Consider the following 24,742-nt stretch of genomic DNA (forward strand, 5'->3'; position numbering starts at 1 on the left):
AAATGCCCAACCTAATATCGCACATTTATGTGGGGATCTTAGGTTAGCGTTTCGCTTTGTTATGTTTATACGGTTAAACTGCCTAGCTCTCGGTAGTATTGTGCGACCAAGGCATGGCGATTTCTAATTGCCAATTTTCGGTAAATATTTGCACAATGGAACTTGACCGTTCGCTCGCTAATAAATAAATCACAAGCAATGATTTTGTTTGGTAGCCCGTCCATAATTTTTAGGGCTATTTGTTTTTCTCTGTTTGATAATACTTCAATATTGGTAAGCATTAGTTATCATCCTTTTTGTTGGTTGAGGGTTGAAAGTTATCGCTTGAATAACTGATCTCAGTCAGGCCAATTGACGATAAAGCATAAATTTTGTTAGCGGTTGCAATAGCTTGTGGCCGATGAGCCACCATTACTATGGTGCAGGAGAGTTGTTTTAAGTTGTTGCAAATTGTGGCTTCTGTTTGAATATCTAAATGACTGGTCGCTTCGTCTAGCACCAACAATCGTGGCTTTTGATAGAGTGCTCTGGCTAGCAATAAACGTTGCTTTTGCCCCCCGCTAAGATTATCACCCATGTCGCCAATGAGAGATTCATACTGCATAGTCATGTGCATAATATCCTCATGAATACAGGCTACTTGCGCACACTTTATTGCAAATTTGTAGTCAGGGCGTTGGTTGAACTGACATATATTGTCTATCAGAGAGCCATTTAGTAACTGGTCGTCTTGTAATACGCCGGCAACACCTGCGTCTTGTCTATTCCAAGAATTGAGCGTTTGGCCATCAATAGAAATTGAGCCATCATCGTATTCATACAAACCTAATAAGCACATTAAAAAAGAGCTTTTGCCACACCCACTTTTGCCGACTATTGCGACCAACTCGCCTGATTCAAATACAGTGTTTATATTTTTAAAAAGTCTGCTTCTGGATTTATCATGAGCAAAACTTAACTCGTTGATATCTATCCGAGCACCCACGTCATTTTGAATATTCTGAGTTTTTTGCAAAGTAGTAAGTCTTTTATAAGCGAGTTTGTTTGTTAAGCTTGATGTGTTTTCTGGCTTTGTAAAAACAATGTCTTCAAGCCTTTTTAAATGCACTGATAACAAAGTGAATTCAATCCATTTGTCAATCATGCTAGTGCTAGCTGCAATAAACTTACCTTTATAGCTAATAAAAGCGAACAGCATTCCTAAGGTAAATGCGTTTTCCATAACAAGGCTTGCGGCAACAAAAATGATGAATATATTCTCGAAGCCAAATAGCAATTTATTAATAGTGCTAAATCTAATTTGCCATTCACCAATTTTAATTTGTTGATTAACCAAGCAAACCAAATGATTCATCCAGGTCGCAGTGGTTAGGGCCTCTTTTTGCGCTAATTTAGTCGTGGTGATAGCGCGAAGACTTTGCATAAAGTAACTCTGTTGCTTGGCGTCAGCATGCAGGGACTCTTGATTGTGTTGTTTTAGTGGATAGTAAAATACCCATCTCAATAAAGCGTAAAGCACCACCCAAAAAAGGACTAAAAAGCTCAAAAGGGGAGAATAAAAGAGCATTACGATTAAAGTAGCGACTCCTAATAAACTATCAATCATCGCACCCACTATGCCCTGTGAAACAATATTGCGTATATTTTGTAAAGACCCAAATCTGCTGACGATATCGCCCATATGTCGTGTTTTAAAATAACGCATAGGTAAACTTAATAAGTGTGAAAAAACGCGTTCAGAAATTATCAAATTGAATTGATTGGAAAAACGCAATAGGAGTTGTTCCCTAGCCCAAGTTGTCAAAGTATCGATGCATAGCAAAATGGCAAATCCAAGCGCCAATACCAGCAATAGACTTTGATTTTGACTGGCAATAATGTGGTCGACAATTGTCTGCATATAAAATGGTGCCACAAGCATAAAGCACTGTAATAAAATAGATAATCCAAGCAGCCACAAAAGTTGCCTTTTAATACCGCTAATTCCCTGCATAAAATCGCTAAGCTTTAGTTGTTTTTGTTTTGTCAGTTTCTTGAACCCATGGTTTGGTATAAGCTCCAATCCTATGCCAGTAAAACAATAGCTACATTTTTCGAAACTGAGCTTACGTTTGCCTAAGGCAGGGTCGTTTATATGAACAAAGTTCCGAGTGACCTTCTCTAACACTACAAAATGGTTAAGATTCCAATGCAATACAGCTGGAAGCCTCAGGTTTTTGAGTTCGTTAAGAGATACTTTTAGCGCTCGACTAGTGAGTCCTAGGGTGTTACTTAACTCAACTAAGTCACTTAAATTAATGCCGCGAGATTGGAATGAACATGTATTTCTTAGGTCACGAATTTCAATAAAATTTTCATAAAACTGGCAAATCATTGCTATACAGGCAAGCCCACATTCGCTCGATTCACTTTGCATGACAACCGGCACTCCACGTTTAGATAACGCAATTTTTTGTAACCAAGTTACTTGGGACGCGGTATCCATTAGCGTAATTCTTGTAGGGAAATCAATGAACTAAAAACCCATTCGAAAACACTTAATTCTTCAAGTGTTACCGATGCTGTAAAGAGCATGCCAGGTTTTAATAACCAGCTTTTGTTGCCGTGTGTTAGGTAGTTTGATTGTATTGACAACTGGCTCAAAAATGATGGGGCAGAGGGGATTACAGGCAAAGATTGTCTATGTTGTGGCACCGTAACTTGCTTCGATATATGCTGTATTTTTGCACTAAGCATTCCAAAGCGTTTGTAATCAAAGCCATCTACTTTAATATTCACAATTTTATCAGTATTGATGAAATTTAAATCATGACTGGGAATATAAGCGAAGGCTTTTATGTGCGCCGAATTCGCGGCAATATTGGCCATTAACTGATTATTAACAACGCTATCGCCTTTTCCTAAAGTAATATTTTCTATGAAACCATCTGTTGGCGCAGTAACGGTATATTCTAAGGATTGTTTTATCGCTAACAACTCAGATTGTAATGAGCTTAGCAAGAGGGCTTTTTGTTGCGTTAATTCTATAATAGTTGTTCTAGTTTCTTTTGTTGCTTGAATGAACTTAGATTTTGCAGTTTGGGCATCTAATAACTGTATATTGATTTGACTTAGTTGCGTCTGATTATCGTGCAAATGAGAGTGGATAACGTCGATTTGTGACTGCGCTATCAATCCTTTGTTTGCAAGAGATTGGTTTTCAGCTATTTGCTTAAGTAGTCTGTCGATTCTGCTAGCAATAAGAGCAGATTGTTTTGAAAGCAAGGTAGCTTTGCGGTTTATCAAGTCTTGTTGCGTTTCTAGATGCTTTGTTTTGGTCTCCATTAGCGTTTTTTGGGCATCAATTTGCGCAATTTTAAGCTCGTTTGTACGTTTTAAGGAGGCTCTTTTTATATTTAAATCTCGGTTGCTGGTGACAATCGACGAAGCTCTTTTTATGGTAAAAAGTGCTTGTCCCTTACTTATTAAATCGCCATTTTTCACCAACACACTCTCGATGATACCAACATTATCAGCTGATTTTATTGCGATACCCGGTTTGCTTGCCTCTATCCACCCTCTGATTTCTACCGTATTCGAAAAGGTGTAATTGTGAGCGAAATATATTGCGATAGTCACGCATAAAAATATCAATATAGTGATGGTAAGTATATTGAATGAAGGTAATAAGACGGCTTCACCATATTGCTTATCCTTTTGAGCATCTAGTGCTTCTTGTCTAAATAATGGTGTTTTTGCAATCATAATGTTGACCTAATTAATGTTTTAGTCGTTTCTTAGTGAGCAATTAGCTTAATGAAGCAAGAGAGACGGTATTATAAAAATCAGGTCAAGTTGTTTAGTTAAAGGGCTAGGCATTAATCTTGTCTTGTACTTATTACAAGACTAAAAGTCAGTGTTCAATAGCTTAATTATGGCTAATTGAAAACTTTACTTGCTGATGAGGCGGTATTTGTGCCATATTTATCTAACCATTAAAAAAGCTTAGCGTTTTTCTATTTCATATGACTTTAGAGCAATTTATTAGCGGCTTTTTGGGTGCCAGTACAATAGAAATAGTCGCTGCAGTTTCTGGTTTTATTTGTATATTCCTCATTATTAAGCGCAATATTTGGTGCTGGTTTTTCGGTTTAATTCAAGTTTCTTTATATACCTACATTTTTTTTAATATCAATTTATACTCAGATGCCGCATTGAATGTTGTTTACATATTTTTGCAATTTTACGGTTGGTGGAATTGGCGCGCAAATAGCCAGTCTACAGAACAGCAAGCAGACTTAGTGGTTGAGCATGGCACACTTATACATACAGCGCTTTGGACAGGCGTGGCGTTGTTAACGAGTGTAATACTTGGTTATGTGATGGCAAATAAAACCGATGCTAGTTTTGCATATTTAGATGCATTCACCACTTGTACTAGCTTAGTTGCACAGTTTTTACTGACACGACGTTATTTAGTAAATTGGACTTTTTGGATTGTGGTCGATGTGGTGGCAATTTATGTCTATTACCAAAAGGGCCTTTATCCTACATCACTTTTATATTTTACATTTTTAGTCATGTGCTTTTTCGGCCAATATTCATGGTGGAAACAACATAAAAAGCAAACATCAACCTTATCAGAGTATCAGAGTGAGTCATAAAAAAATCACTAAAGTCGTCTTTATGGGCGCTCCTTCGACAGGAAAAACCACCATTGCGAAAAAATTAGCAGAGCACTTTTCGACGCAGCTAGTACTGGAATATGGGCGAACATTTTGGGAACAAAACCAAGTTGATCGATTGCTCAGTCAGGAGCAACTCTTGCATATTGCACAAGAGCAAATACGTCAAGAAGAGGAAGCGTTGTTAAAAGCAAACGAGTATTTATTTGTCGATACCAACGCGCTAACAACCTGGCACTTTGCCCAAGACTATTATGGTTGTGCATTACCCGAATTAGACAAATTGGCTGATGAAAGTAAAGCTCGTTTTGATGTGGTATTTTTATGTTGCGATGACATTCCTTTTGAAGATACATGGGAGCGCTCTGGAGAAGTAAAACGCAAAGAGTTTCAGGTTTTTATAGAAAACCAGTTGGATAAACGTGGCATCAAATATCACGTATTAAAGGGCACAGTAAAACAAAGAATGAGTAAGGTGCTTGATGTACTGAAAGCTGTTTCTTAAATAAGAATGAGCTTTATTAGTACGGTTTACGCTGCTTAACTTATTAGCTTGAATTGGCGAGTTTTATCGCCACATTGTCTATACAAAAAGCGTTAAGAACTATAAACAGGATACCCAACATGTATAATTTTGAATTTAAAAACCAAACTGAAATTTTATTTGGAAAAGGACAAACGGCAAAAATCGCAAAACGTATACCTACTAATGCTAAAGTTCTTTTAATGTACGGTGGGGGTTCAATTAAAAAAAACGGTGTATATGATGATGTGGTTAAAGCGCTAGAAGGGATTTCTTATGCTGAATTTTCAGGCGTTGAGCCAAATCCGACTTTCGAAACGCTGTCTAAAGCCTTTACCATTATAAAAGATGAAGGTATTGATTTTATTTTAGCTGTTGGCGGAGGCAGTGTTATAGATGGCGCCAAGTTCCTTGCTGCTGGTGCAAACTTTGAAGGTGATCCGTGGCATATTTTGGAAAAACAGGCCCAGTTTTCGAATCCATTGCCTATTGGCGCGGTGTTAACCTTGCCTGCAACCGGTTCAGAAAGCAACGGTAACTCTGTAGTGACTAAAAAAGCAACGCAACAAAAATTGGCGTTTGGTCACCCCAGTGTACAACCTATTTTTGCGGTTTTAGATCCTGAATATACCTTTACACTGCCACAAAAACAGATCAGCAACGGAACGGTTGATGCGTTTGTACACGTGATCGAACAATACCTAACTTTTCCAGTCAATTCACCAATACAAGATGGCTTTGCTGAGTCAATTTTAAAAACCCTCATACAAGAGGGACCTAAAGCGCTCGAAAACCCGAAAGACTATGATACTAGAGCAAATGTAATGTGGGCAGCAACAATGGCACTAAATGGCTTAATTGGACAAGGTGTCCCCCAAGATTGGGCAACTCATATGATTGGTCATGAATTAACCGCATTATTTGGCCTTGATCATGCTCAAACCTTAGCGATAGTGTTACCTTCTTTAATGCGCAAACAAAAACAACAAAAATTCCAAAAAATTAAGCAATTAGGTCGCGAAGTATTTAAGTTTGAACATGAGTCAGAAGAAGAGTTAGTCGATGAGACGATTGCGGCAACTCAAGCGTTTTTTGAGCAGATGCAAGTTAAAACGCGCATTTCTGACTATGGTTTGGAAAAATCTGCGATAGACGACATCATGGCAAAGTTAGAAGAAAATGGTCGCTTTAAATTGGGCGAGCACGGCGATATAAGCTTAGATGTATCAAAAGAAATTTTGGAAATGGCCTACGCTTAAAAACAGAAGTCTTTGAATAAAGGCTAGGATTAAAAGTTTATGATGAAAAACGATGCCAGCAAATAAAATCAGTACTATTGCGTCTTTGAAAAATAAAAAAGCCCTTAAAATAGTTGTGCTCACGGGCGCTGGTATATCTGCAGAATCTGGCATTAAGACGTTTAGAGATAATAATGGGCTCTGGGAAAACCATAGCGTTGAAGAAGTCGCCACGCCAGAAGGTTTTGCGGCTAATCCCGGTTTGGTTTACCGGTTTTACAATGAGCGGCGTCAGCAATTGTTATCACCCAGCATTAAGCCGAACGAAGCTCACAATGCCTTGGCTAAACTAGAACAAGGTTTAGGTAATAATGTAGTTGTAGTAACACAAAATGTTGATAACTTGCATGAGCGGGCTGGTAATAAAAACGTGATTCATATGCATGGTGAACTATTATCGGTCAAGTGTCCGCAAAGTAATAAATCGATTTATACTGAATCAAACACTGACGCCACAATGCTTTGCGAGTGCTGCAAAACGCCAAATAGTCTGCGCCCCGATATTGTATGGTTTGGTGAAGTCCCTTATCACATGGACCGAATTGAACAACACTTATATCAAGCAGATATCTTTGTTTCTATTGGCACCTCGGGCAATGTGTATCCGGCAGCTGGCTTTGTGAGTTTTGCCAACAGTTGTGGAGCGCATACTGTAGAGCTAAATCTAGAGCCTAGCGAAACAGAATCGCAATTTGAAGAAAAAATACATGGTCCTGCGTCGGTTATTGTGCCTCAATTTGTTGAGGACATATTAGCTTAGTCACCACTCTTGTCGTGTAACTAACATTAAGCCCTCCGAAGGTTTTGTGTAACTTTCGGGGGGCTTTACAATAACGATGTTGGCCTGAATAAAAAATATACACCAAAGCTAAATGATCGTTAAAAGAAACATTGCTGCTGAGCGCTATTGCCTACCGGCAGTTCAGTTCAATTCAACTAAAACTAGTGCACCCAATGGAAGCGTTCTGATTTTTCTTTAATCATCTGTTCAGTATGTTCTGGCATAAACAATTTATTATTGTTTTCAAAGAAGAACTTGCTACGTTTTTCTTTGGCACCCACTTCGTTCATAGTTGCACTTTCGAATACGCGACCATTAATAACCACATGACTGACATATTCACTTCTACGAATATCATTTAGTACGCCACCGTCAACGATTGCCATGTCAGCTAATTTGCCTACTTCAATTGAGCCTAAATCATCATCTAAACCTAAATGAATAGCGCCATCGATTGTTGCGCCTCTAATGGCTTCAAACGGTGTAAATCCGCCTTGCGCCATTATCCACATTTCCCAATGAGCCGCTAAACCTTCACGTTGACCATGGGCGCCAATCATGACCCTTACACCGCGGTCACGTAAATGCTTAGCATACTTGGCAACTTCTATATGATTATAGTAATTTTCAGGCGCTGTTGGACGGCGAATAGCACGTCTATCAACTAAAAACGAAGGTGTATAACGCATTAATCGCTCGTTTTTCCACACTTCTGTTTTGTCATAAAAATATTCTTCACCCATCATGCCACCGTAAGCCACGCCAAAGGTAGGTGTGTAACCAAACTCGGTAGCTTGCCATAGTTGGGTTAAATCGTCATAGCCACGAGCAATTGGAATGCTATGTTCAAGACCAGTATGGCCATCAACAAGCATACTAATATTCTGTTGTAACTTTCCACCTCCTTCAGGCACAACCATCATGCCAAGCTTATCGGCAGCAACTAAAACTTGTTGGCGCTGGTCGCGGCGAGGTTGGTTGTAGCTTTTAACTGAAATAGCGCCCATGTCTTGTAAACGTTGCACATGAAAATATGCATCGTCATAGTCATTAATTATCGACTTATAACCAAGGGCTTCAGCACCATATAAAATGGTGCCAGTAGAATAGGTTCGAGGCGCTACACGCATACCTGCTCGCTGTAATTCGGCCGCTGCCATAATTTCACTAGTATCGTTAGATGGATCATGAATGGTAGTTACACCAAATGACAAGTTCGAGTACTGACTCCAGTTTTGTTCTGGGATAATTTCGTAACTACCTTGAGACCCGTGTGCATGCGCATCTACAAGCCCTGGAATAATCACTTTGCCAGTAGCGTCTATTTCTAAGGCATCGCTAGGAATAGAAATATCTTCGCTATTGCCGACCGCTTTTATGCGATTACCTTCAATTAGTACAACAGCATTTTCGATGATTTCTTGTTCTTCATTTGCGTTACGCATAGTCAGCACTGTGCCACCTACAATAGCCGTTACTTGGTCAGGCTTATCGGTTTTTTGTTTAAAGCTGACATCTATGCCTTGGTCAAGTGGTTCTGGTAACGCTTCAGGTGCGCCGGCTATAAAGTCGAAGGCATCATTTAATGAACGCTCAAAATAAGTAGCAGCATGCGACCAACCAACTGTATTATTGTCGTCGCGCCAAGTCATATAGCTGCCAGCTCTGGCAGATAATTGTTTGACCGGAAGTGCGCTCATATCTGGACCAAGCATAAACGTTTTACCATTGGTTTCAAAAGGAGCAACATAGGTTTTAAATTGGTAAACAAATGCGACCCATTTGCCGTCGTGTGATAAACGATATTCTGCGACTTTGTCGGCGCCGTTTAAGTGGACCTGCTTGTCTTGTCCATTTAAATCAACACTTGAAAAACGAGTTTCGCGATAAGCGCCTCTTGCGTTTTCAGTAAAGTAGACGCGACTATTGTCGCCAGCAAAGTGAGGTTCAAAACCACTATTAGCAACGCGCTCAGTAGTTTCTTGGTCAAGATTAAGCACATAAATGCCAGGTTCATTAGAATATTGTGGGGCGAGCAAATAGCCCCCAGTTACTTTTCTATATGTAATATAATTGCCGTCAGTAGAAAAACTCGGCTCAATAAAGTGGCCTTTATCTACATTGACTGCTTTACCTTTACCACCGCGCGAAGACACAATCATAATGTTACCAAGATGGTTGTCACTCCAAGTGGTATAAACAATTTTTTTCCCGTCAGCAGAATATCGCGGATAATACTCATCATGATCGTTTTGCTTGGTGAGTCGTTTTACCTTGCCTGACTTAATATTGTGAACATATAACTTGCCCAATGCTTGGAATAAAACTGACTTACCATCAGGTGATTTTTGTGCCCATCTAGCTGCTTTTACATCAAATTCATCAGGGGCAACATCTACTTTAAAACGCAGCGCGTCGGCGTAGTTGAGTGTAGACTCTATTTCGACACTCAAGGTGGTAAGTGATTTATCTTTAACATTTAAACGATGAAACTTACCGCCGGTCCAAAAAACAATATGCTTTGAATCGGGCGTCCAATCGTAATAAGCAAAGTAGCCTTCGCTACCAAAGCCCTCTTGCATGTCGCGTTCAAGGTCGAAAAATAAAGGCTCCTCTAAACCAGTGGCTAAGTCTTTCGTAAATAAAACAGTCTTGTTTTTTACGCGACGAATAAAGGCTAAATGTTTGCCGTCGGGTGAAGGAGTTGGTACGACAGCACCACCTGTACCTGACACAAATCTCTCTTCTTCGCCGGTTTGGCGATCGTAACGGGTAATCGCAAATATTGATTTAAGCGGATCACGATTGTATGAAAAACCAGAACCTGGGCTAACGTCATGGGTGAAATAAATATAACGACCATCGGGTGAAAAGGCAGGGTCGGCGATGTTTTGTTGTTCTACTTTACCGTTTTCGCGCTCTTTGATTGCCACTCCCGAACCACCTGTATGATGATACAACCAAATCTCACCAGCGGGGATGGAGCGTGACGACATAATACCTTTACTCACTACCAAATATTGTGAATCAGGGCTCCACTTTGGCGAATGAATAAGGTTTTTCTTTTCTTTAGTTATTTGTTTTAAATTAGTACCATCGATATCCATCACCCATGCATTAGATAAACCATCACGATCTGAAATAAACGCTATTTTCTTGCCATCGGGGCTAATAGCAGGATGAATATTCCATGCAAAATCTTGCGTCAACGCTCGCGCTTTGCCGCCGTTTGCGTCGACAATAAAAATATCGCCTAACATATCAAAGACCATTAGTTTGCCGTCGGGTGAGACATCTAGACTAGACCAAGTAGTTTCATTGGTTTTTATACTTATTTGTTTCAACGAAAGGGGAGGGGCTAAGACGTCCCAGTCTTGCAATGGATCGTCTTCAACCTGTGTCTCTTCAGTTTCTGCTGATTTAGTATCTTGTGCAAAAGTATTAAAGCTAGCGATGGTTGACAGCAAGCCAAGGCCTGCAGCCGCTATAAAAGCGTGAAAAGGGTGTGTTTTTTTAATCATTGTTCTGCCGAATAGTTATTTTAATTATAATTACCGATTAACCTTAAATCTAAACTGAATTTAGCGCAAGTTTCTGCTTTGTTGGTATGCGGTATAATGAACGTAAAAATTTACAAAGTGATTAATTGAAATTGACTATTTCTTAACTCTTGTCGAGTGCTGGGCGCGACTTCACCAATTTCATATTGAGCAGGACCAGTAGGCTCGACCAAAACATAACTAACACCTTGACTAGTAACGGTCAACTCCTGCGGTTTAGAGGGCATTGAAATTGCTAACAAAGCGTGGTCGGACAAATATACCATTTCAATTTTTATTTGTGGATTGTAGGCTTTTAAAATCGCCGCCATTAATGTTGACTTACTGTCACAATCCCCTCTGTTTTGTAACAATAGATCCCGTGGAGAAATCAAGCCAGCAGCGTTTGAAGTTCGTCTATTATCTAGTCGGTCGTATGGGATGTTTTGGATCCAGCTCAACGCAATATTCACAAATTCACGCTTGTCACCGGGGTTCTGCTGAGCTTTCTCTATAGCTCTGACAATTGGTTTTAATTCCATGCTACTTAACTCAGCATATCGGGCATGGTCATGTCGAATTAAATTAGCGCCATTGCTAGATTGATATTGCACAAAAAAGTGTTTTTTCCAATAATCATTTTTGGCAGTTTCGTAGGCTGTGGTCAGATTATCGAGAATTTTCTGTGCTTCACCGGGGATCCTACTTTCCACACTAAAACCCAAGCGGTCCCCTTTACGTGTAATTTTGACCTTAGATTTTTTGGGGTCAATACTTTTTGCTACCCACATTACTTCGTTGTAAACCCAATCTTGCAGTAAGCGTTGGTTATAATTAATTGGGGAGTTCGGCATTTGGCCAAGGGATTCATTATTGATATCAAAACGCAATTGAAACGTGTCATTTTTGTGTTTCCACAAATAAGAAAATTCAGTCTGAATTGTGTTTACTTGTTTATAAAAATTAACCTGTTGAGCCTGCGCAGTTATAAAGTAGGCACTGAACAAAAAACAGGCGTATACCAGTTTTTTTATCAAGTTGTACATATATTGCCTTAACAAAATCTGACATCCTACATTACGATTGTTGTGTTGCTAACACTATTTTAACGATACCTAAAAGGTCTCATTAAACTGAAAACCAGTTTAATTTCTTATGTAAGTTAACCACACCTCCCACAATAATCAAAGTGGGTGGTTTTAAATTTTTGGTTTCAGGTTGTGTCAAAATGCTCTCTAGCGAGCCTGTTACCACCTTCTGATTAGATCTAGTGGCACCTTCAATTAGGGCAATAGGGGTATCTGCGGGCATATTGTTGGCAATTAGTTTTTCACAAATAATAGGTAAGCCAGTCAAACCCATGTAAAACACTAAGGTGTGATTAGGTTTCACAAGGGACGGCCAGTCAAGATCAATTGAATTATCACGCAAATGCCCTGTTGTAAAGGTCACTGATTGCGCATAATCCCTGTGAGTAAGCGGGATGCCTGCATAGCTTGCAGCACCTGCAGCCGCTGTTATGCCGGGTACCACCTGAAATTCAACGCCGTGTTCGACCAAGGTTTCTATTTCTTCACCACCACGTCCAAATATGAAAGGATCACCGCCTTTTAGCCGAACCACACGATTTCCTTCTAGCGCTAATTTTGCTAGCAATTGATTGATATCAGCCTGAGGTATAGTGTGATTGCTCTTTTCTTTACCCACATAAATTTTTTCAGCATCGCGTCTCACCAGCTCCAATATATCTTTTGAAACTAAGCGGTCATAGACAACAACGTCTGCCTTCTGCATCAAACGTAAGGCACGAAAGGTCAGTAAGTCGGGATCGCCCGGCCCAGCCCCCACCAAATAGACCTGACCACTAGGTTTATCACCCGATTTATACTTATTTAAGGCGACATCAAGTTGAGCTGCGGCTAAGTCGTCGTTACCTTGCAATACGTTTTCACCAATATCGCCATCTAGTACTTCTTCCCAAAAATAGCGTCGGTCGGTCACACTCGATAAACCATTTTTCACTTTGTCTCTAAAACGCTCTGAAAATGCACCGAGTCGTTTTATATTATGGGGAATAAGTGACTCTAACTTTTGGCGTATATAACGCAATAAAACGGGTGCAACACCGCCACTAGACATAGCAATAATAATCGGTGAGCGGTCAACAATAGAAGGCGTAATAAATTTACAAAGCGGCGTGTTATCAACTACATTGACTAATATGTTTCGCTCAAAAGCTAAGTCGTGAACTGCTTGGTTAACCTCAGGTTTATCTGTAGCGACAAATACCATTTGTTTTCCGTTCAAGTCACCTTCTTCAAACTCGCGTCGCTCCAAGATAATTTGCTCAGACCTTGCTAATTCCTCAACTGCTGCACTCACCCAAGGCGCAACAATAGTGATTTTGGCCGGTGTTTTTAGCAATAACTCGCACTTTCGCGCAGCCACTTCACCAGCACCCACCAATAGGCAGTGAATATGTTCAGCATCTACAAAAATTGGAAAATATTTCATTCTATACTCAGTTCTTTAGCATCCGCTTCAGCGAGCGCTCTGTGGTGGGGCCAAGAAGGCAACAAAGTACGAGGTAAAAGTGACAATATTAGAAATACACAAAAAAGAGGAAAGCCTCTGTCATTAAAAGCCTTCACAGGCCATAGATGGCCTGTGCAGAGCGGGCAAGGATGCCGCAAAGCGTGCTTTTAATGACGGGGGTTTTTCTCTTGTGTATTTCTAATATTGTCACTTTTACACCTCACAGCAAAATACTGCCATATATAAGAAATAAAAAAAGGAATAAAAATTTCAATTTTATTCCTTTTAGTTATAGCGTACTAATTATGATACAAGCTTGCGATTAGATGCTTACTTCTTTTTGCGTTTTTTGGGTGGCTCATCGCTCCATTCACGCATGTTTAGACGTTGGCCGGCTACTCGTGTACCGCGCAAGGTTTCCTTAGTTTTATTTGGTAAACTTTCAGGTAAATCGATTAAAGAAAAACTGTCGTGAATATCGATAGCGCCTATATTTTTACTACTAATGTCACCTTCGTTAGCGATTGCGCCCACTATGTTACCAGGTTTAGCACCATGCACATAACCAACTTCAATTCTAAATCGTTTCATACCTGATTCAGGTTTACCTCTGGGACGAGATTGTTTACGATCTCTTCCACCTTCACGTTTTTTGTTGTTTCTATTGTCGCTTCGATCATTGCGACTACCACGTTCCCTTGCTGGAGGTTGCGCATTCACATCAGGACGATCTTTCTCGCTTAGTATCAACGGTTCTTCACCTTGTGCAACTTTTGCAAGTGCTGCCATGACGACTTCTGGTGAGGCTTCTGACTCTTCAACTATAGCTTCAATCACAGGCATATAGGATTCGATCGAATCGTCGTTCATGGCCTCGAGCACAGCATTTTTGAATCGTCCTAAACGAGACTCGTTCAATTCGCTTATTGATGGGATTTTCATGTGGGTGATTTGTTGCTTAGTGGCTTTTTCTATAGCAAACAACATGCGTTTTTCGCGGTGCGAAATAAACAATATTGCATCGCCTTCGCGACCAGCACGGCCAGTTCGCCCAATTCTATGCACATAGGATTCAGTATCGTGAGGCACATCATAGTTAATAACATGACTAACACGCTCAACATCTAAACCACGGGCAACAACATCGGTTGCAACTAACAAGTCAATTTTACCCTGTTTTAAACGGTCGACTGTTCGTTCTCGAGCCGACTGTTGGATATCGCCATTTAAGGCCTCTACGTCGTAGCCACGTGCGGCTAATTTGTCGGCAAGTTCCACCGTTGCGGTTTTAGTGCGCACAAATATAATGACACCGTCGAATTCTTCGACTTCTAATATTCTGGTTAGGGCCTCGAGTTTATGGTGGCCTGCAACTTGACAATAACGCTGCTTAATTGTGCTTGCCGTAGAAACTTTAGATTCAATTTTAACGTGTTTAGGGTCATTTAAGTATCGTTGCGAAATCTTTTTAATTTGCGTAGGCATAGTTGCTGAAAATAAAGCGGTTTGTCTTTCTTTTGGTGCATGGCTGAGTATTAATTCAACATCATCAATAAAGCCCATTCGTAACATCTCGTCGGCTTCATCTAAAACTAAAAAGCGAAGTCTGTCGAGTTTGAGGGTTTTACGCTTGATATGATCAATTACTCGACCAGGAGTCCCCACTACCACTTGGACGCCTCTTTTTAATTGTCTAATTTGATTATCATAGGACTGACCACCATATATTGGCAATACACGGATTTTTTTAGAAAAGCTGGCATAAACTTGAAAAGCTTCTGCAACTTGAATGGCAAGTTCACGCGTAGGTGCAAGCACCAAAAGTTGTGGGAACGAATCTTCAGGGTCGATGTTAGATAGCATTGGTAACGCAAAAGCGGCAGTTTTACCAGTTCCTGTTTGTGCTTGACCCAAAAGGTCGTGCCCATCTAATAATAGAGGAATACTCTTAGCTTGAATTGGCGAAGGCTTTTCGTAGCCTACTTTCTCGAGTGCTTGCAGAATGGCGGTCGGCAAATTTAAATCGTTAAATGTCAAATTGACAGTGTCGGTCATGGTGTTTCCTGAGTAATAAAAGAATAAAAAGGCAAAGCAGAGAGGATGCGAGCGCCATTCACTGGCGCGCATTATATGCGAAATATGCGTCACATACCATAAAATAGCTGTATTAAAGGCCACTAGCCCCTAAACAAATTGATTAAGCTATGTTTTAATGTTATTTAGTCGTCAGTAAACTGTTATTAATACACGAGCTTTTTATCGGTGCTCGTCATCAAGAGGTATTTCCCAGATGGTAAATGTGGTTAAGCAAGGGTTAAATTTGTCGTTTCTTAAAGATAGGCTTAAAGGTTTGTTAAACAAAACTCCCAAAATATTTTGGCTCTGTATCTTGATAGGTTTATTGGGTGCATGTGCAGAAAAAACCTCAGAAGAATTTATGCAAGAGGCGAGGGCCTTTATAGAGGCAGGAGACAGCCAATCTGCTGTAGTAGCGCTGAAAAATGCAGTGCAACAGGCACCACGTGACCCTAGTCCTCGTTTTCAATTGGGTAAGTTGTATTTAAAACAAAAAAACTTTGAATCGGCTGAGAAAGAACTCTCCAGAGCCTTAGAACTTGGATATGCTTCTAAAGATGTTATCCCTATGCTCGCACAAGCCCTGCAACGCACGGGCGCAAACGTTGCTTTGGCCGAGCTTGATTATGCTGAAGCTGAGTTAACTTCTGCAGAAAAATTAGAAGTGGGTTTTAGACAAATTCAGTCTTTTGTACAACTTGAACAAAACTTAAAAGCAGAGGAATTAATTACAGAGTTGCTATTACTCGACTCAAATACGGTTTACCGAGGACTAATTGAAGGTTACAGACTTGTTTTAGACCGCGAATTTGAGACGGCTCTGGAAAAAGCAAAAAGCATGTATGAACGTGCACCACTCAATAGAGATGTACTCAGTTTTACTGCTCGTATGTATATGATCACGGGTGACCCAGAAAACGCAGCAAATATTTATGAAGATTACATTCGAGTGGCACCCGACGATATTGAAGCTAAATTTGCGTTAGCAAGCATGTTAGTGGAACAACGACAAACAGCCCGAGCCGAAGTATACATAGACGAATTAAGGGCGATTAGTGAAAACAACCCTTTGCTAAACCAGTTGAAAAGTGTTGTACGCGCGGCTGCCGAAGACTATCAAGGCGCCAAAGAATTCAGTGAAATGGCGATTGCGGGTGGTCGTGCTGATCCTTCACTACGTCTTATTGCTGGGTTAGCGTCATATCAATTGGCTGAATACGAAGAAGCCGTCGGACATTTATCATTAATCGCTTCGATTTTACCGGATAACCACCCTGGGTTACGGATTCTTGCAGCAAGTCAGTTACAAGCAAATATGGGCGATGATGCAGGTGAAATTTTAGCGCGTGTTAATAACCTTGATAGCAACGATGCTTCATTGTTTTCACGTGCAGGTTACGAGCTGTTGCAGTCAGGAGATACAGAGGCAGCGAAGAAGATAATTGAGCAAGCCGACAAAATTAGTGAAACAGCCGAAGATTTGACCCGCTTGGGTGTACTCAAATTGTCTATAGATGATATAGGCGGTGTTGTCGATTTAGAAAGTGCGGTGACAAAATCACCGGAGTCTATTACTGCTAAAACAACTTTAGCAAGCGCATATTTGGCCACAGGGCAGCTCGATAAGGCGATCGAATTTGCAAAGCAGTGGCAAAATGATGAACCTAATTCTGTTGATGGATTTTTGCTCGAATCAGAAATTTTGCAACGCCAAGGAGATTATCTTGGTGCGAAGCGTTTGATAAATAATGCAAGAGCGCTAAACCCTAATAATGTTGGCGTTTTGGTGTCGGCATTGCGGGTTGCTATGCGTGAAGAGAACTTTGATCAAGCTATTGCCGCGACAAACGCGTTGCTGGAACAAGACGCAGGTAATATGACAGGCCTTGCGGCCCTTTATGCAATAAAGAGCCGGGAAGATAAAGGCGCTGAAGCGATTGACAGCATCAAAAGTGTATTTGATGCAGACCCTAGCAATCAAAATTTGGCTTTATTATTTGGTCGAGTTCAATTAAGTGAAGGACAAACTGCCGAAGCAGTTGAGACTTTTTCTACGATAAATGCAGATCGCAAGGCACCTTTGGCTTTATGGCCAATGAAAGGATTAGCACTTTTGCAAAACAAGCAGGACGATGAGGCTCGAGTACATTACAACACATGGGCAGAGCTTTACCCCAATCAACAGAATGCAGTTTTAGGGCAGTTATTACTCGCAGATAATGATAGAGAATATGCGTTGGGGGCTCGTCTAGCAGATGAGTTTCTGGAAAGAAAAGACAATGTCCAAGTTAAACTAATGCAAAGTTACTTCAAAGTAATGTCTGGCAAACCTGGTGAAGCAAAAGAGATTCTGGCTGTTATGGACCCTCGTTATTTACAACTTCCATTTGTAAGAGGTGTTAATGCTCGAATTGCAATTGCTGAAGGACGCGCAAGTGAAGGATTAGAAGATGCTAAGGCATCTTATGAAAACAATCAAAACACCAATAATCTTTTTGTACTGGTGCAAGCTTTTGACGCAAGCAATTTAGCGGGAGAAACTGTTCGCTTGTTAACTCAACATGTTGAAAGGTTCGAAAACGACATTGCTGCTAGAATGTTATTGGCAGAGCGCAAAATTGCATCTAACCCTGATGTAGCGATAATAAACTATGAAAAAATACTAGAAAGGTCTCCTTCTAATTTTGTAGTGCTCAATAACATAGCTTATTTGCACATGGAAAAGGGAAATCTAGATATTGCCTTTGGCTATGCTGAAAAAGCGTATGAGATTGAACCTGATAACGTTGCAACCGCAGATACTTACGCTCAAATTTTATTCAAACAAGGAAAGTATGAGGAAGCAGTAGAAGCTTATAACCGCGTAATGTCGGAAGAAGTAAAAAATGAAGAGATATTTTTGAATTATATTGAAGCCTTATTAAAGAACGGTAGCGTCGTAATTGCTCAGCGCAGACTGGGTGATTTACCGCTGACACTGCCAGAATCGAAAACAAGGTTAGATGCTCTGAAAAACGAGTACAATTTATAACGAGGTAATAGGGAAGTATCGCCTTGTTGGCAAATATTCAAAAAGGTATTGTGCATTTAAGACATAACAAATTATTCGAATTCTTTGTTATTGCTATAATCATAATTTCAGCATTAGAAATAGGCGCCAAGACATATAATTTGAAGCCAACAACACTCTATTTGTTGGCTTATATGGACGTGTTTATTACCGTCTTCTTTTTGTTTGAAATAATCATTAGATTTATCGCTGAAGACAATAAGAAAAACTTCTTTAAATCGGGTTGGAATGTATTTGACACCTTAGTAGTTGCTATCAGTCTGATTCCTGTAGATGAATCTGAAATGGCCTTGTTAGCAAGGTTGATACGCATATTTCGTGTTTTGCGCATGATATCCATTATTCCCGAGTTGCGGTTGCTGATAAATTCATTATTAAAAGCATTACCTCGGCTTGGTTATGTTGCGCTATTAATGTTTATTATCTTTTATATTTATGCCGCTATTGGAAGTTACTTATTCCAACATATAAATGACGATTTATGGGGCAACATCGCTATTTCGATGTTGACGCTTTTCCGAGTGATGACCTTTGAGGATTGGACCGACATCCAATATGAAACAATGGATCATTACCCCATGAGCTGGATATTCTATGTGACCTTTATTTTCTTCACAGCTTTCGCATTTTTGAATATGGTCATTGGAATTGTAGTAGGTGTGATGGACGAAGAACACGCTAAAGAAGCTAACAAAGGTCAACCATCGATGAGTGATCTGCAAGCTCAAATTACTCAATTAAGTACTCAAGTTGCAGTATTAAGTAAAAAGAAAAGAAAGAGACTCAAGAAAGAAACATAAACAAGGGGTCTGACCCCTTGTTTAGCTGGTTTTATTAAGAAGCTGGAACTGGCGCTGGCATTAATACTTTATTTATGTCTAGCAGGTCACTTTCTTTCAATGTGCCAGCTGCTTGTTTTAGGCTAACGATAGCCGTGATGAAATTGTAGCGAGCATCCGCAAGATTACGACGCGCATCAAACACATTTCGAGTACTATTTAATACGTCAACGATAGTACGAGTACCCACATCAAAACCAGCTTCTGTTGCTGTTAAAGCACTTTCTGCAGAGATAACCGACTGTTGCAGTGCTCTAATGGTTGAGATCGCAGCTTTCACGTCGTTAAACGAACTTCTTACTGAACGAACTGTTTGACGATACGTGAGTTCTAGATTTTCAGCTGCAACAACATAATTCGCTCTGTTTCTGTCAGTATTCGCAGAGACTGACCCACCTTGATAAATGGGAACACTCAAAGTAAGCCCAATGCTACTGTCATCAAGACGAGGTGGTGAGCTTTTTTCACCATTAAAGGTTTGTTCGTTGTCGCTGGTACCGTAGTTTAATCTAAGTCCAAGAGTTGGGTAATGGCCGCTGCGTGTAATATCGACATCTTGTTTAGCAATATCCCTTGCAAAACGTTGTGCCAATAGATCTAAATTTGATTCCTCTGCAATTTCCATCCAAGCGTCTGCAGTAGCAGGAGTCGGCGGCGCTGCGTCGAAGCGTTCTGTATCGAGAATTGAAATTCTAGAGTGGTATTTTCCAGTAATTTCTCTTAATTCTTCTAGTCTTAGTTCTAGCAAATTCTCTGCTCTAATTTGTCGAGCTACGGTATTATCAAAATTAGCTTGTGCTTCATGAACATCTGTTATTGCAGTTAAACCAACATTAAAACGTTGTTTGGTTTGTTCTAATTGGCGCTCAATTGCGCGAAGTTCGGCCTTTACAAACTCAACACTGTCTTGCTCTCTAAGCACGGCTAGATAAGCATTAGTTGTGCGTAGCATTAGACTCTGCATATTGGCACCCAAGCTTGCATCGCTTTGTTGAGCAACAAGTTCAGCACGGTCAAGTCCTAGCCAATTTGCATGATCATACAACGACATACTTAGTGTAATATCAGCAGACAAAGTAGAACTATCAATATCAACCACACTGGGTCCAAACAAAGTCTCACGGGTACTGTCGCTATATGCCAAGGTGCCAGAAATTTGCGGAAGCAAGTTAGCTCTACTGACCGCAATACCGGCATAGGCAGCATCTTTTTGCGCTTTTGCTCGATTAATTATAGGGTCGTTCGCTTGCGCTAATTCGTAAATTGTGGCTAAGTCGTCTGCTAATGCACCGCTTGATACTGCCAGTCCTAAAACTAAAGATACTAATGTTTTTTTCATTGATGGTCGCTCTGCAAAGTTCAATTTAAGTATATTGATAAAATCGATGTTTTGTTAATAAGGCTAAGTGTAAGTTAAACAAGTACTAATATGTAATACTAGCTTGTATCATTTATTGTTTAAGTGTAACAGAATGTAATGATTCTGCAGGTAAATACCTTAATCCTTACAAAGAAAAGTTGCTGAAGTATAGATTACACAAAAGCTCAATACATTTTCTCAACAGGTTCATGGGCTATTATACAAAGCCCTTTCGGTTAACGATCAGATTATTAAATTTATTTAAGGCGTAGCATAAATGGCAAAATTCACACGAGATGATATTACGGTGCATAAAGTAGAGAAGCTTTATCAAGGTTTTTTTAGCTTAAACAAGTATCATGTATCGCATCCTCTGTTTGAAGGTGGTGAAAGCAATGTAATCACGAGAGAGGTATTTGAACGTGGTCATGCTGCAGCTGTACTTATGTATGATCCTAAACTAGATGAATTGGTACTAATTGAACAATTTCGAATGCCAGCCTTTGAAACCATGCAAAGTCCATGGTTGATTGAAGTTGTGGCTGGTATATTAGAGCCTGGAGAAAGTGCGGGTGACTTGTGTTACCGAGAAGCCCAAGAAGAAGCCGGCATGGCGATCACAAAATTAACTAAAATCTGTGCTTTTTTGCCAAGCCCAGGTGCCTGTACAGAGTCAATAGAACTTTTTGTTGGAGAAGTTGATGCAACAAAAGCATCGGGGATTCATGGTTTAGACTACGAAGCCGAAGACATAAAAGTACTACGAGTTTCATTAAATGAAGCTTCAACTTGGCTAGAAACGGGGCGCATAAATAACAGTACCGCTATTATTGCGGTGCAATGGTTATTACTAAATAAACACAAACTGCTAGAACAGTGGGGAATAAAGTGAATATTACCGATAAATCTCAATATGAGGGAGCAAATGCAAAATAGTAGGGGTATGAAAAGAAAATATGTGCCACACCTGCCAAGTATAATTGCTACTTGTGAGCACAACTACGTGTGCATGCTAAAACTGCTTCCCGATTGCGATACGCTAGATTTAACCTTCGAATTTAAAGTAGCTGATGGCCTCAAATATCGAATCAAAATCATTGATTCAAGTCGCTACACCAGTACCTTGGAAATGTCACATATTAGTAAAAACACCCCCACTTTTTTACAACCTAAAATGGTAGTAAGGTTATACCATGATGCAAAAGTTGCGGAAGTGTTAGAGGCACAACGCACAGCTCGTCTTGAGCCAGTTTACGAATACCCAAATTTGAATATGCATCAGCGTAATGAAAAATTTATGGTGAATGTATTTTTGGCTGAATGGCTGCATTTTTGTTTAAGCCAAGAGCTGACCTCAGACATTTCTGAATAGTGATAGTAACGACACAGTATAATAAGAAGAATTATATGCAACATTTGGTTTATTTACATGGGTTTTTATCCAGCCCGAAATCTGAAAAAGCACAACAGACCCTAGCCTTTGCAAAAACACATTTTCCCTGGTTGAACGTGCACTTGCCAGAGTTACCGGGTGACATTGATGTGAGTATCAGCAAAATCGACTCTTTAGTCAGCACCCTGCCTACGGGGCGATTTAGTTTTATTGGCAGTTCGATGGGGGGATTTTTATCCACTTATTGTGTAGAAAAATATGGAGGTAAAGCGGTATTAATAAATCCGGCTGTAGAGCCTTTTAACTTGCTAAGTGCTTATATTGGTCAGCATGTAAACCCTTATACAGATGAAAAATTTGTTATTCACTCCGGACACTTAAGTAAGTTAAAAGGAGCCAGCACTGAATATCTAAAAAGCCCGAAAGCGTATTTCACACTGCTTCAAAAGGGTGATGAAACCTTAGACTATCGTTTAGCAGCAAAAAAATATGCTAAGGCTAAATTAGTCATTGAAGATGGCGGTAATCATAGCTTTGTTGATTATCACAAACACTTGCCAGATATATTCAAATTCTTGTTATCTTGAGCATTGCCCAATCTATGTTTGCTTGCTAGTATTGGATTTATATACAGTTGTTTTAACGCAGCTTGACACAAAATTATAAAATATAATAAAAACGATATAAAAATCGCGCTAACAAAGAGTACTCTGCATGTCTAACGAATATAATTCAGACGCTATTGAAGTTCTAAACGGTCTTGAGCCGGTCAAACGCAGACCAGGCATGTATACCGACACCACTCGCCCTAACCATTTAAGCCAAGAAGTTATTGATAATAGTGTTGATGAAGCTTTGGGTGGGTTTGCCAGCAACATAAAAGTGATTTTGCATGAAGATCAATCTTTAGAGGTGATTGATGACGGCCGTGGAATGCCGGTAGATATTCATCCTGAAGAACAAATGAGCGGTGTTGAGCTGATCATGACTAAATTGCATGCTGGCGGCAAATTCTCAAACAAAAGCTATGAATTTTCAGGTGGTTTGCATGGGGTAGGGATATCAGTAGTCAATGCCTTGTCAACCAGAGTAGAAGTCACTATTCGACGCGATGGTAAAGTACACCAAATTGCCTTTGAGAATGGCGATAAAGCAGAAGAGTTAGCAGTAATAGACACTTGTGGTAAGCGTAATACCGGCACAAGAGTACATTTTTGGCCTGATCCTAGCTATTTCGACACATCAAAGTTTTCGGTATCTAAATTGCTACATATTTTACGTGCCAAAGCAGTTTTGTGTCCGGGTTTAAACATAAAATTCGAAGACAAAATAGCGAAAGAAACTCACTCTTGGTATTACGAAGATGGCCTTCAGGATTATTTGATTGAAGGTTTAAAAGAGTATGCGACTTTGCCTGACGATGCACCTTTTGTTGGTAGTTTTTCTGGTAATGGAGAGGCGGCTGACTGGGCGGTTATGTGGTTACCAGAAGGTGGAGATATGGTAACCGAAAGTTATGTGAACCTTATTCCCACGGCTCAGGGTGGTACCCACGTTAATGGCTTACGCCAAGGTTTGCTAGACGCTATTCGAGAGTTTTGTGAATTTAGAAACCTATTGCCTCGCGGCGTTAAAATTACCGCAGACGATATTTGGGAAAAGTGTTGTTATGTACTGTCAACCAAAATGCAAGATCCTCAATTTGCGGGTCAAACCAAAGAGCGTTTATCTTCTCGACAAGCATCGGCATTTGTGTCGGGTATTGTAAAAGATGCTTTTAGCCTATGGCTAAACCAGCATACCGACGTGGCAGAACTATTAGCTGAATTGTGTATTGCCAATGCGCAAAATCGATTACGTCAGAGTAAAAAAGTTGCCCGAAAAAAAGTGACTCAAGGACCGGCATTACCAGGTAAGCTTACCGATTGTTCCAGCCAAGAAAACGAAAATTCTGAACTATTTTTAGTCGAAGGTGACTCAGCCGGTGGTTCGGCAAAACAAGCCCGTGACCGAGAATTTCAAGCGATTATGCCCTTAAGAGGAAAGATATTGAATAGTTGGGAGGTAGATTCTTCTCAAGTATTGGCTTCCCAAGAAATACATGATATTTCGGTTGCCTTAGGTATAGACCCCGATTCTGATGATTTGTCGGGTTTACGTTATGGCAAAATATGTATCTTGGCTGATGCAGACTCTGATGGTTTACACATAGCGACTTTGCTTTGTGCTTTGTTCGTGAAACATTTTCGGACTCTAGTCAACACAGGACATGTTTACGTAGCAATGCCGCCATTATTTCGTATCGATATAGGTAAAGAAGTTTATTATGCCCTGGATGAGAGCGAAAAACAGGGTGTGTTAGATCGTATTGAGGCAGAGAAAAAACGCGGTAAAGTCAATGTTCAGCGTTTCAAAGGCTTAGGAGAGATGAACCCTTTACAATTACGTGAAACCACCATGGATCCTAATACACGCAGGTTGGTTCGGCTTACTAGTGAAGATGCAGAAAGTATGTTGGAACTGATGGATATGTTACTTTCTAAAAAACGTTCTCCAGACAGAAAAGCATGGCTCGAAAGCAAAGGCAATTTAGCTCAAGTATAAAGGCGGTAACACTCGCGCTGTTCGGATTTGGATTAGTCGGATTGCTTTGCTTAAGATCGC

General features: G+C 40.1%; 18 protein-coding genes. 10 read left to right on the forward strand and 8 right to left on the reverse strand.

Annotated features, from left to right (window positions below; all coding sequences use genetic code 11):
- Positions 1-65: 65 nt before the first annotated feature.
- Genes RM552_RS00655 through RM552_RS00665 form a run of 3 tightly spaced genes read right to left on the reverse strand, consistent with a single transcriptional unit; the run spans position 66 to position 3,744 of the window.
- A complete protein-coding gene (locus RM552_RS00655) occupies positions 66-281 on the reverse strand; it encodes a LuxR C-terminal-related transcriptional regulator (RefSeq protein WP_311366869.1) in 216 nt (71 codons plus the stop codon).
- Positions 281-2,485 carry a peptidase domain-containing ABC transporter gene (locus RM552_RS00660; protein WP_311366870.1) on the reverse strand — a complete coding sequence of 735 codons (2,205 nt, stop codon included), beginning with the start codon at positions 2,483-2,485 and terminating at the stop codon, positions 281-283. The genes RM552_RS00655 and RM552_RS00660 overlap by 1 nt, the downstream gene beginning before the upstream one ends.
- Entirely contained in the window at positions 2,485-3,744 is a 1,260-nt protein-coding gene (locus RM552_RS00665; protein WP_311366871.1) for an HlyD family secretion protein, read from the reverse strand. Before RM552_RS00665 ends, RM552_RS00660 begins: the two co-directional genes overlap by 1 nt.
- Before the next feature lie 260 nt (positions 3,745-4,004).
- Between RM552_RS00665 and pnuC the strand changes: the two genes are divergently transcribed.
- From pnuC to cobB, 4 genes are all read left to right on the forward strand, one after another.
- On the forward strand, positions 4,005-4,643 hold the full coding sequence (gene pnuC / locus RM552_RS00670) for a nicotinamide riboside transporter PnuC (protein WP_311366872.1): 639 nt from the start codon (positions 4,005-4,007) through the stop codon (positions 4,641-4,643).
- Positions 4,633-5,169, forward strand: coding sequence for an AAA family ATPase (locus tag RM552_RS00675; protein ID WP_311366873.1), 537 nt, complete (start codon positions 4,633-4,635; stop codon positions 5,167-5,169). The genes pnuC and RM552_RS00675 overlap by 11 nt, the downstream gene beginning before the upstream one ends.
- 119 nt (positions 5,170-5,288) lie before the next feature.
- Positions 5,289-6,446: an iron-containing alcohol dehydrogenase gene (locus tag RM552_RS00680; RefSeq protein ID WP_311366874.1), complete on the forward strand. Its 1,158-nt coding sequence runs from the start codon at positions 5,289-5,291 to the stop codon at positions 6,444-6,446.
- 52 nt (positions 6,447-6,498) lie between these two features.
- The gene (gene cobB / locus RM552_RS00685) at positions 6,499-7,245 is read left to right on the forward strand and encodes a Sir2 family NAD+-dependent deacetylase (protein ID WP_311366875.1); all 747 of its coding nucleotides are present in this window, start codon (positions 6,499-6,501) and stop codon (positions 7,243-7,245) included.
- A 182-nt stretch (positions 7,246-7,427) separates the two neighbouring features.
- Here cobB and RM552_RS00690 read toward each other — a convergent pair whose 3' ends face one another.
- The 4 genes from RM552_RS00690 to RM552_RS00705 all read right to left on the reverse strand — a co-directional run bounded on the left by RM552_RS00690 (position 7,428) and on the right by RM552_RS00705 (position 15,395).
- The gene (locus RM552_RS00690; protein ID WP_311366876.1) at positions 7,428-10,787 is read right to left on the reverse strand and encodes an amidohydrolase family protein; all 3,360 of its coding nucleotides are present in this window, start codon (positions 10,785-10,787) and stop codon (positions 7,428-7,430) included.
- Positions 10,788-10,897: 110 nt separating this feature from the next.
- Positions 10,898-11,851, reverse strand: a complete 954-nt coding sequence (locus RM552_RS00695) for a hypothetical protein (RefSeq protein ID WP_311366877.1) — start codon at positions 11,849-11,851, stop codon at positions 10,898-10,900.
- An 82-nt stretch (positions 11,852-11,933) separates the two neighbouring features.
- A complete protein-coding gene (cysG, locus tag RM552_RS00700) occupies positions 11,934-13,319 on the reverse strand; it encodes a siroheme synthase CysG (protein ID WP_311366878.1) in 1,386 nt (461 codons plus the stop codon).
- A gap of 351 nt (positions 13,320-13,670) precedes the next feature.
- Positions 13,671-15,395, reverse strand: coding sequence for a DEAD/DEAH box helicase (locus RM552_RS00705; protein ID WP_311366879.1), 1,725 nt, complete (start codon positions 15,393-15,395; stop codon positions 13,671-13,673).
- Between the two features lie 265 nt (positions 15,396-15,660).
- Here RM552_RS00705 and prsT point away from each other — a divergent pair, with 265 nt between their 5' ends.
- Together prsT and RM552_RS00715 are read left to right on the forward strand one after the other, a co-directional pair.
- Complete coding sequence (gene prsT / locus RM552_RS00710; protein ID WP_311366880.1) at positions 15,661-18,447, forward strand: XrtA/PEP-CTERM system TPR-repeat protein PrsT; 2,787 nt, start codon at positions 15,661-15,663, stop codon at positions 18,445-18,447.
- Between the two features lie 23 nt (positions 18,448-18,470).
- Entirely contained in the window at positions 18,471-19,286 is an 816-nt protein-coding gene (locus RM552_RS00715) for an ion transporter (protein WP_311366881.1), read from the forward strand.
- Positions 19,287-19,320: 34 nt separating this feature from the next.
- Here the strand turns inward: RM552_RS00715 and tolC are convergent, their stop codons facing one another.
- Positions 19,321-20,664 (reverse strand): outer membrane channel protein TolC, encoded by a 1,344-nt coding sequence (gene tolC, locus RM552_RS00720; RefSeq protein ID WP_311366882.1) that lies wholly within the window; start codon positions 20,662-20,664, stop codon positions 19,321-19,323.
- Positions 20,665-20,962: 298 nt separating this feature from the next.
- On the opposite strand from tolC, the gene nudF reads away from it, so the two are divergent.
- The 4 genes from nudF to parE all read left to right on the forward strand — a co-directional run bounded on the left by nudF (position 20,963) and on the right by parE (position 24,682).
- Positions 20,963-21,577, forward strand: a complete 615-nt coding sequence (gene nudF, locus RM552_RS00725) for an ADP-ribose diphosphatase (RefSeq protein ID WP_311366883.1) — start codon at positions 20,963-20,965, stop codon at positions 21,575-21,577.
- 33 nt (positions 21,578-21,610) lie between these two features.
- The gene (locus tag RM552_RS00730) at positions 21,611-22,057 is read left to right on the forward strand and encodes a DUF1249 domain-containing protein (protein WP_311366884.1); all 447 of its coding nucleotides are present in this window, start codon (positions 21,611-21,613) and stop codon (positions 22,055-22,057) included.
- Between the two features lie 35 nt (positions 22,058-22,092).
- Positions 22,093-22,665, forward strand: coding sequence for a YqiA/YcfP family alpha/beta fold hydrolase (locus tag RM552_RS00735; RefSeq protein ID WP_311366885.1), 573 nt, complete (start codon positions 22,093-22,095; stop codon positions 22,663-22,665).
- A 127-nt stretch (positions 22,666-22,792) separates the two neighbouring features.
- Positions 22,793-24,682 (forward strand): DNA topoisomerase IV subunit B, encoded by a 1,890-nt coding sequence (gene parE, locus RM552_RS00740; RefSeq protein WP_311366886.1) that lies wholly within the window; start codon positions 22,793-22,795, stop codon positions 24,680-24,682.
- Positions 24,683-24,742 lie beyond the last annotated feature (60 nt).

Source organism: Glaciecola petra (genome assembly GCF_031846345.1).
Classification (GTDB): domain Bacteria; phylum Pseudomonadota; class Gammaproteobacteria; order Enterobacterales; family Alteromonadaceae; genus Glaciecola; species Glaciecola petra.

What these genes read in the sequence shown, in the direction of transcription:
- pnuC (WP_311366872.1), top strand. Translation starts at nt 4,005, where the DNA reads ATGACTTTAGAGCAATTTATTAGCGGCTTTTTGGGTGCCAGTACAATA.
- RM552_RS00730 (WP_311366884.1), top strand. Translation starts at nt 21,611, where the DNA reads ATGCAAAATAGTAGGGGTATGAAAAGAAAATATGTGCCACACCTGCCA.
- parE (WP_311366886.1), top strand. Translation starts at nt 22,793, where the DNA reads ATGTCTAACGAATATAATTCAGACGCTATTGAAGTTCTAAACGGTCTT.
- tolC (WP_311366882.1), bottom strand. Translation starts at nt 20,664, where the DNA reads ATGAAAAAAACATTAGTATCTTTAGTTTTAGGACTGGCAGTATCAAGC.
- cobB (WP_311366875.1), top strand. Translation starts at nt 6,499, where the DNA reads ATGCCAGCAAATAAAATCAGTACTATTGCGTCTTTGAAAAATAAAAAA.
- RM552_RS00660 (WP_311366870.1), bottom strand. Translation starts at nt 2,485, where the DNA reads ATGGATACCGCGTCCCAAGTAACTTGGTTACAAAAAATTGCGTTATCT.
- RM552_RS00705 (WP_311366879.1), bottom strand. Translation starts at nt 15,395, where the DNA reads ATGACCGACACTGTCAATTTGACATTTAACGATTTAAATTTGCCGACC.
- RM552_RS00680 (WP_311366874.1), top strand. Translation starts at nt 5,289, where the DNA reads ATGTATAATTTTGAATTTAAAAACCAAACTGAAATTTTATTTGGAAAA.
- nudF (WP_311366883.1), top strand. Translation starts at nt 20,963, where the DNA reads ATGGCAAAATTCACACGAGATGATATTACGGTGCATAAAGTAGAGAAG.
- RM552_RS00665 (WP_311366871.1), bottom strand. Translation starts at nt 3,744, where the DNA reads ATGATTGCAAAAACACCATTATTTAGACAAGAAGCACTAGATGCTCAA.
- RM552_RS00655 (WP_311366869.1), bottom strand. Translation starts at nt 281, where the DNA reads ATGCTTACCAATATTGAAGTATTATCAAACAGAGAAAAACAAATAGCC.
- RM552_RS00695 (WP_311366877.1), bottom strand. Translation starts at nt 11,851, where the DNA reads ATGTACAACTTGATAAAAAAACTGGTATACGCCTGTTTTTTGTTCAGT.
- cysG (WP_311366878.1), bottom strand. Translation starts at nt 13,319, where the DNA reads ATGAAATATTTTCCAATTTTTGTAGATGCTGAACATATTCACTGCCTA.
- RM552_RS00690 (WP_311366876.1), bottom strand. Translation starts at nt 10,787, where the DNA reads ATGATTAAAAAAACACACCCTTTTCACGCTTTTATAGCGGCTGCAGGC.
- RM552_RS00735 (WP_311366885.1), top strand. Translation starts at nt 22,093, where the DNA reads ATGCAACATTTGGTTTATTTACATGGGTTTTTATCCAGCCCGAAATCT.